The 10,289-nt window shown below is 47.8% G+C and carries 9 protein-coding genes; 4 read left to right on the top strand and 5 right to left on the bottom strand.

The window, feature by feature from the left end; all coding sequences use genetic code 11:
- Window positions 1-249 precede the first annotated feature (249 nt).
- From B5F71_RS17410 to B5F71_RS17400, 3 genes are all read left to right on the top strand, one after another.
- On the top strand, window positions 250-1,110 hold the full coding sequence (locus tag B5F71_RS17410; protein WP_022041231.1) for an RNA polymerase sigma factor RpoD/SigA: 861 nt from the start codon (window positions 250-252) through the stop codon (window positions 1,108-1,110).
- A gap of 224 nt (window positions 1,111-1,334) precedes the next feature.
- On the top strand, window positions 1,335-1,742 hold the full coding sequence (locus tag B5F71_RS17405) for a hypothetical protein (protein WP_022041230.1): 408 nt from the start codon (window positions 1,335-1,337) through the stop codon (window positions 1,740-1,742).
- A gap of 2 nt (window positions 1,743-1,744) precedes the next feature.
- Window positions 1,745-2,947 carry a clostripain-related cysteine peptidase gene (locus B5F71_RS17400; RefSeq protein ID WP_087212829.1) on the top strand — a complete coding sequence of 401 codons (1,203 nt, stop codon included), beginning with the start codon at window positions 1,745-1,747 and terminating at the stop codon, window positions 2,945-2,947.
- Window positions 2,948-3,018: 71 nt separating this feature from the next.
- On the opposite strand, the gene B5F71_RS17395 is transcribed toward B5F71_RS17400, so the two are convergent.
- The 5 genes from B5F71_RS17395 to B5F71_RS17375 all read right to left on the bottom strand — a co-directional run bounded on the left by B5F71_RS17395 (window position 3,019) and on the right by B5F71_RS17375 (window position 9,050).
- The gene (locus B5F71_RS17395) at window positions 3,019-4,149 is read right to left on the bottom strand and encodes a porin (RefSeq protein ID WP_087212826.1); all 1,131 of its coding nucleotides are present in this window, start codon (window positions 4,147-4,149) and stop codon (window positions 3,019-3,021) included.
- Window positions 4,146-5,351 carry an electron transfer flavoprotein subunit alpha gene (locus tag B5F71_RS17390; RefSeq protein ID WP_087212824.1) on the bottom strand — a complete coding sequence of 402 codons (1,206 nt, stop codon included), beginning with the start codon at window positions 5,349-5,351 and terminating at the stop codon, window positions 4,146-4,148. The genes B5F71_RS17395 and B5F71_RS17390 overlap by 4 nt, the downstream gene beginning before the upstream one ends.
- 248 nt (window positions 5,352-5,599) lie before the next feature.
- Window positions 5,600-6,358 (bottom strand): electron transfer flavoprotein subunit beta/FixA family protein, encoded by a 759-nt coding sequence (locus B5F71_RS17385; protein ID WP_087212821.1) that lies wholly within the window; start codon window positions 6,356-6,358, stop codon window positions 5,600-5,602.
- A gap of 137 nt (window positions 6,359-6,495) precedes the next feature.
- Window positions 6,496-7,722 (bottom strand): FAD-dependent oxidoreductase, encoded by a 1,227-nt coding sequence (locus B5F71_RS17380; protein WP_087212818.1) that lies wholly within the window; start codon window positions 7,720-7,722, stop codon window positions 6,496-6,498.
- A 17-nt stretch (window positions 7,723-7,739) separates the two neighbouring features.
- Window positions 7,740-9,050 (bottom strand): DUF5690 family protein, encoded by a 1,311-nt coding sequence (locus B5F71_RS17375; RefSeq protein ID WP_087212815.1) that lies wholly within the window; start codon window positions 9,048-9,050, stop codon window positions 7,740-7,742.
- A 205-nt stretch (window positions 9,051-9,255) separates the two neighbouring features.
- Between B5F71_RS17375 and B5F71_RS17370 the strand changes: the two genes are divergently transcribed.
- The gene (locus B5F71_RS17370) at window positions 9,256-10,146 is read left to right on the top strand and encodes a hypothetical protein (RefSeq protein WP_087212812.1); all 891 of its coding nucleotides are present in this window, start codon (window positions 9,256-9,258) and stop codon (window positions 10,144-10,146) included.
- Window positions 10,147-10,289: the final 143 nt, after the last annotated feature.

Genomic DNA, 10,289 nt, shown 5'->3' with positions numbered 1-10,289 from the left:
CGCATAAAGTCATAGGTTTTATTAAGTTATTTCTTTCATTTACAAATTTAATAATTCTCTTGGCTTTATGCTATTTTGCTAGCACATTACAAACATAGGAACTAAGAAATTCCTAAAAAATTTTTGCCTAAAACAAAAAAATCCAAGCAAACAGAAGCATATTTTTGTTAATTCACCCAATTTATATTAAATCAAGAGCTATTATATCAGGAAAAATTCTTATCTTTGTTCCCAAATTCGGTATAAATAATGAGACAACTTAAGATTACCAAAAGTATCACTAACCGAGAGAGCGCCTCTTTGGACAAATACCTTCAGGAAATCGGACGCGAAGACCTGATTACGGTAGAGGAAGAAGTGGAACTCGCTCAGCGTATTCGCAAAGGCGATCGTGCAGCGTTAGAGAAACTTACACGTGCAAACCTGCGATTTGTAGTATCAGTGGCCAAACAGTATCAAAACCAAGGATTGAGCCTTCCAGACTTGATAAACGAAGGAAATCTGGGCTTGATTAAGGCTGCCGAGAAGTTTGACGAGACCCGTGGTTTCAAATTCATCAGTTACGCCGTATGGTGGATTCGTCAATCTATTCTCCAAGCACTGGCCGAGCAATCCCGTATCGTGCGCTTGCCATTGAACCAGGTAGGTTCGCTGAACAAAATCAGCAAGGCTTTCTCTAAATTCGAACAAGAAAACGAACGCCGTCCGTCACCGGAAGAGCTGGCAGACGAACTGGAAATCCCGGTAGACAAGATTTCGGACACGCTGAAAGTTTCAGGACGCCACATCTCTGTAGACGCTCCTTTCGTGGAAGGAGAAGACAACAGCCTACTGGACGTGCTGGTAAACGACGACTCCCCTATGGCGGACCGCTCCTTGGTGAATGAATCACTTTCGAGGGAAATCGACAGAGCGCTTTCTACGTTGACCGAAAGAGAGAAGGAAATTATCCAGATGTTTTTCGGTATAGGAACGCAAGAAATGACGTTGGAAGAAATTGGTGACAAATTTGGACTGACACGCGAACGTGTGCGCCAGATTAAGGAAAAAGCCATCAGAAGATTAAGACAAAACTCGCGTAGCAAACTGCTCAAATCTTATTTAGGATAAACGAACATCGGTTTCCGAATTTACAAAAAGCTGTAAGGTCTACGGACACTTACAGCTTTTTCACTATTATGCCCTGTAAGCTATATTATATAATAAGGTAAAGGAATGCCACGCTCAGCCAATGACTTCCTTCCGAAAACGAACTTAAATATGTTAATTTCACTCCAGACGGTTTCATATATGCCTACAATTGCTTACTTTTGCTTTGTAAAACTTATAAATTTATGAAACAGATTAAACTGCTTTGCTTTTTGCTCATCGCATCCATCGTGATACCCGTTCTTGCCAAATCGCCGAAAAACAAGAACAAATACGGCGTCTACATCGCTGGAGTATCGGCTTCATTCAGTGACTCACTGGTTTATTTCACAGATATCCAATATGTAGACAGTGCCATGGTAGGCGGTGACGGATTGCTGGTAGGACGTGCACAATACAGCATCCAGCTAAAAGAATACCTGGAACAACAGGAAAACGGGAAAAACCGTACGTGCTTCGTTTACTACAACAAAAAAAAGAAAAACCTGCAAAAGGAAATCAACAAGCTGAAAGAAAAATACCAGAAGGGAAATACGCTGGTGCTTCTTGACGTAGACCCTGAATTCAAATTTGAAAAAGCAGAGATTTATTGATTATGAGAAAATTATTCCTATACATTGTTTCACTTTTCATCCTGACGGGCTGTTCGGACGAAATACCCGAACATGAACAGCCGGTACAGGCCAAGCGTGCCATACTTGCCTATTTGATTGCCAACAACAATCTGGACGAAGATATTATGAACAATGTACAATGGATGTACGAAAGCCTTGCTGAAAGTGGAGACTCATGCACGCTGCTCATTTACTACAAACCGACTTCCAGCAACCAATACATTAACGAAGCGCAAATCCTTGCCTATTTCTCTGATGGACACGGGCAAATCAACGGCCAACCAGCTTTGGAAGGCAATGACATCACTCAAGGCAACGTCATCGCACAAGCCAACCGCTATACTGCCGTAACGGGAACTTCAACCGATCCGGAAGTGATGCGTGCCAACTTGCAAATGATGGCAGACATTGTTCCCTCGCTCAGCTATGGACTTATCTTCGGTTCACATGCTACCAGCTGGATGCCTGCTGCAGGCACAGACATTGCTACCAAATCATTCGGACAAGACGGGAATGTCTATAACTCTATCAACATCCCCGAACTTGCCGACGTACTGGAACAGACTTTCCCAGACAATCTCGACTTCGTGCTATTCGATGCCTGCATGATGCAAACCGCCGAAGTGTGCTACGAACTGCGTCACGCCACACGCTATTGCATCGCTTCGGTATTGGAAACACCAGTAGTAGGTTTCCCTTACCACGAGATATTGAATAACTTGTATCAAGACGAAATCGACTTCGACAAACTTTGCGAAAATGTCATCAATTTCAATAAAAGCAGAGGGCTATGGGGAACTTATGCCGTAGTAGACTGCAAACAGATGGACGTTTTTGCCACAGCCGTGAGGGAGCAACTCTCCCAACACACATCCGCCCTCGAAGATCTTTCGCTTCACTCCATCCAGCAATATGGAATAAACGACTACCAATACTTCTCGTTCGATGTAGCAGATGTCATCCGCCAGCTGAATGGAGGGACACTTCCGGAGTCTTTCCAGCAAGTATTGGACCAGACCGTACTTGCCAAAAGCTGTATCACGAATCACTCCACTTTCAGAGTAGACGAAGACCGCTATTGCGGAATGGGCATGTACATTCCCGATGCCGTGCCAGGAAATACCCGATGGAACGACTATTACCGTTCCGCCATTTCGTGGTACCAGACAGTATGGAGCGAATAAGGTTTACAACGCATAAATTGCAAAGGCGCAGAAACAATCAGGATTCTGATTCTTTCCGCGCCTTTTCCTTTTCAGAAAATATACTGCAACCGAAGCTGGGCAAGAAAGAAGTCTTTCTTATAAAAAGCGTTGCAATGCTCCCCTACCCATACATAGCTGCCGTTCAGCTTCACTCCTAAATATTGGTTGATGTACCAGTTTACACCTAAAGACAAGTCGGTCTCCTCACCTCCATAAATTCCTGCACGGTTATCGTTCATGTCCGTATAATTCAAGCGGGCAACCAGTTCGATAGCTTGTGGAGTAGCCGGACGGCTCGGTATGCCATACACCGCATCGTATTCGAAGCTGCGTCCTTTCAACAAGAAACCGCCTTGAATGTATCCCCCGTGCGGACGGTATGCCTTCCTGCCATCCGTGCGGTTCAAACGGTCGAAATAATATTCGGCTTGAACCATCCAGCGTGGAGCGGTGTATAATGCCTCAACTACCCCTTTCACCTCTGTTCCCATATTCGGCACTTCAGCTTCAAGCAACGAAGCAGGAAACATCGATGTAATGCCCTCACTATCTACCGTGCCCACAGGCGGCTCTTCGGTATTGACCTGTTTCGTACGGAAAGAAAAGGCACCGCCTACGTGAATCAGCTGATGGTCTTTCCCTTGCTTGCGCCATACGGCACGGGAAGTCGATACAAAGGCATTCTTCTGATTGCTCCCTATCTTATTGATATCATTATGCGTATAGACACCCGTAGCAAGATACCACGAATCGGTATAGAAATGATACGTTGCACCCAACTTCCGGCTATCGGTAAAAGCCAAGACCGATGCAGCCGACTGATGGAAGCGCAAATCGGCTGTGCTTATCAACATATCCATCGAAAAAGGCTCGTACGCATTGCCCAGCGAAAGCACACTGTTCTTAAAGTGGTAATTCAGCAACAAATCCTTTATCGCTACTTTACCTCCTCCCAATCCGATATCGGCTTTTGCCTCCCACTGCCCGTAAGTCGCTTTGAACCCGACCCGGAAATCTTCCAGCCGATAATAGCCTTGCACGTCTTCTTTGCCATAACCCGACACGGCGGCATCGAGCAGGGCACGCGAACGGAACTTTACTTTCAGCTGCTCTTGCGCCTGCGTTGTCACTCCTCCCAACAAGAGAATGAGACCCAACAATCCAGCTACGATTTTCTTCATACCTGCACAGCCATTAGTTGAGGAAGCGCTTCTTCTACCGGAACCGCCCAACCGTAATCCGCCACATTAAATATCGGCGCAGTCTTGTCCGGATTAATGGCGATAATCCGTTTCGCACCGGCAATGCCTGCCGTGTGCTGGATTTGCCCGCTGATGCCGATAGCGATATACAAATCCGGAGCAATGGTCTGGCCGGTCTGCCCTACTTGCAAATGCGCGTCAATCAAACCGGCTTCTACCGCAGCACGCGACCCGGCAACAGCTGCTCCCAATCGTTTTGCCCATTGGCAGATGTGTTCTACCGTTTCTTTTTTCTTCACGCCACGCCCTACTCCGACCACAATCCGGCTGTTCCCCAACGAATCCCCGCCGGCTGTTTCCAATACCTCGTCCAATAAGCGGATACGGCCGTCGCACTTAAAGTCCGATAAATCATGACGGATGCATTCCCCTTTCAAGGCAGGGTCCGCTTCACGCGCTTTCATCACTCCCGGACGTACCGAAGCCATTTGCGGACGGTGCGCCGGAGTAGCAATCGTAGCCATTAAGTTTCCGCCAAAAGCCGGACGTATCTGCTGAAGCAGGCCTGTTTCGGCATCAATGTCCAACTCCGTACAATCGGCAGTCAAACCCGTTTGAAGCAAGGCTGCAATACGGGCAGACAATCCACGTCCACGAGGCGTTGCGCCTACCAGCAAGATGTCCGGACGGCATTCGCGGATAACCTGAACGGCAGCACGGGCATAATTTTCTTCGATGAACGAAGCCAACGACGGATGCCCGGCAAGATGTATCCGCTGTGCTCCATACGCCGCCAACGAAGACACCGCCGCATCCGATTCACTCCCGATTAAAAGAGCCTCTACATCCTGATGCAGCTTTTCTGCCAGAACGGCAGCCTTCCCTAACAATTCTTTTGTAACCGCAGAAAGGTTTCCGTCCGCTTCTGTTTCGGCAAGCACCCAAATGCCTTTAGACGTTCCGCCGGAAATTTGCGTCTGCGTCTCCGGTTCATTCAACACCAAAGCCTCCGAAGGGCAGGCTTGCACACAACTTCCGCACAAACGACATTTATACGGGTCGATTTCCGGATATTCCGCCATGCGGATGGCACTGTAAGCACAAGCGTCCGCACACATTCCACAACCGATACATTGGTCTTTGCGCACCCGAAGCGCAAAAGAGGCAGTATGTTCATTCATAAGATTCATTCGTTATAAGTGATAAGATTCGTTTAATAAGTAGATGTTGAGAATTAATTTATATAATGTAGCCATCTCAGAAACGCAGATTAACGCAGATTTTCACGGATTCTTTTGATTTACTATTTTTGATTTACGAAGTACGATTTAGTGCTCAAACAGTAGATAGTAAATTGTCAAATCGTAAATAAAAATAATCTGCGCTAATCCGCGAAAATCTGTGTTTCTGATCATATCATTTTGCACACTTATTTAATTGCTTCAGCAAATGCGGCTGCATCCGTACACCATTTGATTTCTTTTTTCCGGACAGGCACCGCGGTCGATACCACCCGCGTAGGAGAAGCATACAGCCCTACGGAAGACGCATCTATGCCCAGGTCCTTCTCGTCCCAACGAAGGATTTCCTGCCGTTGCGCCCGGCGCCAGCCCGATAAAGTCATGCAATCCAGTTCGCCGTTTTCACGGCTTACCATCACGGCGCAAGGCAACTCGATTTCCATCCGCTGCAAATACGCCCCCGCTTTCCGGCTGACGCTTATCGTATGTTCGGTCAGCTGCCCGACGGCAGACAGGCAGGTGACTTGAGGAATATCCAGCTGCCCTGCCACTTCCGACCCCACTTGCGCCGTATCGCCGTCGATTGCCATTTTGCCGAAGAACAACAAGTCGTACGCTCCTATCTTGCGCACAGCCGCAGCCAGAACCAGGCTCGTACACCACGTATCGCTTCCGGCAAAAGCCGGAGAAGAAAGCAATATCGCCCGGTCGGCGCCCCGCTGCAACGCTTCGCGCAATACGGTTTCTGCCGAGGCCGGTCCCATGCTGACCGCAACCACTTCGGCTGCGGTATCTCGTTTTAAGTCGAGCGCCATTTGCAAGGCATACAAGTCATCCGGATTCGTCCGACTCAATGCCGAAGAACGCTTCAATGTCTTTGTCACCGGGTCAAGTTCCACTTTAGTCGACTGAGGAACCTGTTTCAAAAATACAATATACCGTTTCATTATTGACTATTTTACTGTTTACCATTTACTATTTTTCCGTTGTGTCCAGTTTAGGCGTGCGAAAGCTTCCCGCAATGTACAACATGAAATCCTAAAGCTGGAAACCTTCCCCACGGCGTGGGCAACAAATCCCAAACTTATCCGCCTTTCTTGTTCGAACGGGCATCGGCGCAACGCTGTTGAAACTCGGGCGAGAACGGGTCTACCTCGCCGAAGCGTTCGGGAGCGAACAACGCCGGATTGACAAAAGGAGTCTCGCCCGTAATCAGTTCCGCAGCCAGCCGCCCCATGCCTCCGCCTGCCGCAACGCCGCCTCCGCAGCATCCGGTAACGGTGAACAGCCCTGCGTATGCCTGCACCGGACCGATGATGAACATGGCATCGGGCACATAGCAAGACGGGCCTGCCATGTAATGCGCAATGGGCAAATCGTCAATATCGTGCAAGTAAGGCTTCAGCAGCGGCGCACATTCGTCGAGCACCATCCATTCGGCTTCCTTGCGGAAATCGAAATCTTCCAGTTGTCCGGTCAGAGTAGCCGGGTCGAACGACTGGCAACGGCTTTCGCGCAAGCCGATAATCAAGGCACCCACATCCGAGCGGGTGAAGGCACGGGCATCGGGAATCACGGTAAACGGATGCCCTGCCGGAAAACGCTCCTTGTCAATCTTCGTTATCCAGAAATGGCTGCGAACCGGCGTAAACGGAAGCCCTACATGGAGGGGACGCATCAACAGATTGGCCCACGAACCTGCCGCATTGACCACAACCGGAGCTTCTACGCATTCACCGTCAGCCAGCCGGACACCGCAAATACGTTCTCCTTCAACCATTATCTCCTTCACTTTACAATTCGGACGAAGCGTTACCCCCAAACGGGCAGCGGCTTTCGCATAGCTTGAACAAAGCAAAGCCGAATCAATAAATGCATCGGTAGGCATATAAAGTGCCACATCGACTGCATCCACCTCCATCCACGGGAGCAATGCCTTCACTTTGTCTTTCGTAATACGTTCATTAGGTATGCCAAAACGGGTTGCAGCTTCTTCCAAGGCTTCCAGTCCTTTCAACGATGTTTCAGACGAAGCAATCGTAATGCTTCCACACTGTTGAAGCTCCAGCGATTCACCCAACAGGTCTTCTATTTCAGCGATGCAATCATAGGTTTCCTGCACCAGTTCCATCAAAGCCGGTTTGGTCCGGGCACGTGTCAGCAGGCAAGCCGCACGCGATGATGCCTGCGAAGCGATTTCGTTTCCGTCAAGCAGCAAGATTCTTCCGGCTTTCCGTTTTGCCAACTGATAAGCAGTAGCGCATCCCAATAATCCGCCACCGATGATGATGACATCGTAAGTCTTTTCCATATACCTTATTTATATATTTACATACTATATTGCGCGTTCACACACATTTCATCAGCCTTCTTCGCTTCGAGCGTAGCGTTGTACTTACGGTAAATGAGGATTCCCGCAACGGTAAACAGAACCGTACACAAGGCGCCCACGCCGCAAGCGATATGATTGAACAGGGCAAACCATTCTACCTCGATGTTGAGCAGCTCTTTGGTAGACAACAACGTCACCGTGCCCAGATAGCCGATAAAGTCAATCATCGCTATGAAGAAACCTACATTCCCCTTGATTCGGAAACAAGCGATAAACCGGTCGAAGAAAACCGTCTGGAAAGTCAGGTAAGCGATATACAGCGACAAGCTTTCAATGAAAAGCCACATCACGGGCGAGAGGTCGAGCGTATCGTAATGATAAGACACATACGTCATGGTGAGGCATCCGGCAATCACCAGGGTCATCAGCCAAAGCAGCGCACGGATATTGCTGCGGAAGAAGATGAACAGGGCGAAAATGCCTAAAATAATCAGCGTCACAATCGTATCTATCCGGGCAAACATCCACGACGACTGGTTGCTCATGTCCAAGATGTACACCAGGAAGTCTTCTTTGATGTCACGCAAAACGAGGAGCATGAAGTTGCCGACAAACAACAAGGTCAATATCGGCGCGTATTTCAAGAAGAGCGCCTTGCGTCCCTTGCTGTCCAGCGTCACACGCTCGTTGCGCAGGGCGATGTCTTCTGCCGTGGGCTGCGGAAGCCGCTTCAGCATGTATCCCATCAGCACCAGCAAAGGCAAGGCAAAACCGCCGATGACCGCAGGCATCCAGAACTGGCTGATGTGCATTTCGTTCATGGCAAACAACCCAAAGCTTTTCGCCACGCCCGAACTGAACACCATGCTTACACCCAACAGGCTTGCCAGAATGTCGGTCACTTTCCGCCCTTCGATAAAACTGAATATCACGCCCCACATGCAGCCCAGCGAAAGGCCATTGACAAACATCGCGATGACATTCCAAGGAGTATCCAGCAATCCGAACCCTACCAATGCCGCCTCGGCAAGCACTGCCGAACCTACAAAGAAACGGAAGCGGTTCTCCTTCTTCAGTTCCGAAATAATCTTAATGCCGAAAAACTTGGCAATCACATAACCCAAAATCTGAATAGTGGTCACCGCCACTTTGTAATCGCTTCCAAAGAACTCCAATCCTTCAAACGAAGCCGCCGTATAAGGCTTGCGCAAGGCATACACCAACGAATAAGAAAGCAATGCCGCACCTCCTGCCCACAAGATGAGCAGCACTTCCGATAAATTCCTGTTTTTAATCAATTGTTTCATATCTTTCAACGTTTTAGTCTGATTTCGAGTGCAAAGCTATCCCGCCCTTGATTCTGAAAGAATTAATTTATGATGTATTATAAACCTCTTTTACAGGACATTTATAAATTCATCTTTATATCAAGATAATGTCACCGAAATGAAACAATTGAAATATTGCTGTAACATCTAAATCGTACATTTGCAAAAAATCGACAAAACGACTATGGACAGATTACTCTCCCTTTACGAACGAATGAAAAAGCTCCGCGAATCGGGGGTAAGGATGAAAGACATATCCGAAGAGACCGACATCGCTTCGAGCGTTCTGTCATCGCTCTACTCTTCCGTACTTCCGATGTATGTCAATCTTGTTTCTGGCGGAGAAGATCAGGAAGCGGCGTTAGACAAAGCCCTGCAACAAGTAAACAACGTATCGAAACGCAAACTGCTGGGATGCCTGGACACCTTATATGATAAGGTAAACCATATCGAGCCCCGGCAGGCAAGCAACAAGAACAATGCCCGCCCGTTTCTGGATGACATCGAAAAAGAAGCCTTGCGCTACCTGCCCAATGCAGGAATCTATACAGGACTGTATTTGGCATACAGTTCGTCTTCTTTCTCCGACGGGCTGAAAGTGGAACCGTATATGATAGCTTCTATCACCGACGGCGATGCGTTGCCCAAAGTTTACTCGCAAAACATGAACGGTGATTATTATGCAGGCGTGGGCGTGTTTTCTCCGTTCCAAATAGGGTACTTGATGTTTAATGAACAAAAGCACTTGCAATTGGCACTGAAAGTAGTCTTCTTGCAATTGCCGCTTATCGAATACCCCGGTTGGATGAAAGGCATCTACCTGACACACGATTATAGCCGCAACCCCATCGCCCGACGGGTAGTCTTCGTGCGCCAAGGGAATGAAATCCCCTTAGAAGAATTTGTCGAAATGCGTACGGAAGTCATTCCAAAAGACAAACTGAATGAAGAACAGCAAGCGTATTATGATTATACTTGCCAACAAGGAGACGTGATAAGAAGCATGATGCTGGTATCTCCCGAAAAAAACGTAAACGATTTGATGAGGGAAAAAGAACTGCTAAAGCTATTATAACAAATTCACCACCGATTACATGGAGTAAGAATGATTTAAGAAGCTGTTTTGAATTTCTCCAAAAAGTTTTTCTTGGCTTGATGTATCCGTTTTCGTGTGTGCTTTGGGCGATTTTTTGGTCCTTTTCGCTCCTGTTCTTCGTC

Origin of the sequence: Bacteroides sp. An269 (assembly GCF_002159755.1) — a bacterium.
Taxonomy (GTDB): domain Bacteria; phylum Bacteroidota; class Bacteroidia; order Bacteroidales; family Bacteroidaceae; genus Phocaeicola; species Phocaeicola intestinalis.
Note: the sequence above shows the minus strand (reverse complement) of the source record. Positions and strands in the feature narration are given on the sequence as shown.

What these genes read in the sequence shown, in the direction of transcription:
- B5F71_RS17410 (WP_022041231.1), top strand. Translation starts at nt 250, where the DNA reads ATGAGACAACTTAAGATTACCAAAAGTATCACTAACCGAGAGAGCGCC.
- B5F71_RS17405 (WP_022041230.1), top strand. Translation starts at nt 1,335, where the DNA reads ATGAAACAGATTAAACTGCTTTGCTTTTTGCTCATCGCATCCATCGTG.
- B5F71_RS17400 (WP_087212829.1), top strand. Translation starts at nt 1,745, where the DNA reads ATGAGAAAATTATTCCTATACATTGTTTCACTTTTCATCCTGACGGGC.
- B5F71_RS17395 (WP_087212826.1), bottom strand. Translation starts at nt 4,149, where the DNA reads ATGAAGAAAATCGTAGCTGGATTGTTGGGTCTCATTCTCTTGTTGGGA.
- B5F71_RS17390 (WP_087212824.1), bottom strand. Translation starts at nt 5,351, where the DNA reads ATGAATGAACATACTGCCTCTTTTGCGCTTCGGGTGCGCAAAGACCAA.
- B5F71_RS17385 (WP_087212821.1), bottom strand. Translation starts at nt 6,358, where the DNA reads ATGAAACGGTATATTGTATTTTTGAAACAGGTTCCTCAGTCGACTAAA.
- B5F71_RS17380 (WP_087212818.1), bottom strand. Translation starts at nt 7,722, where the DNA reads ATGGAAAAGACTTACGATGTCATCATCATCGGTGGCGGATTATTGGGA.
- B5F71_RS17375 (WP_087212815.1), bottom strand. Translation starts at nt 9,050, where the DNA reads ATGAAACAATTGATTAAAAACAGGAATTTATCGGAAGTGCTGCTCATC.
- B5F71_RS17370 (WP_087212812.1), top strand. Translation starts at nt 9,256, where the DNA reads ATGGACAGATTACTCTCCCTTTACGAACGAATGAAAAAGCTCCGCGAA.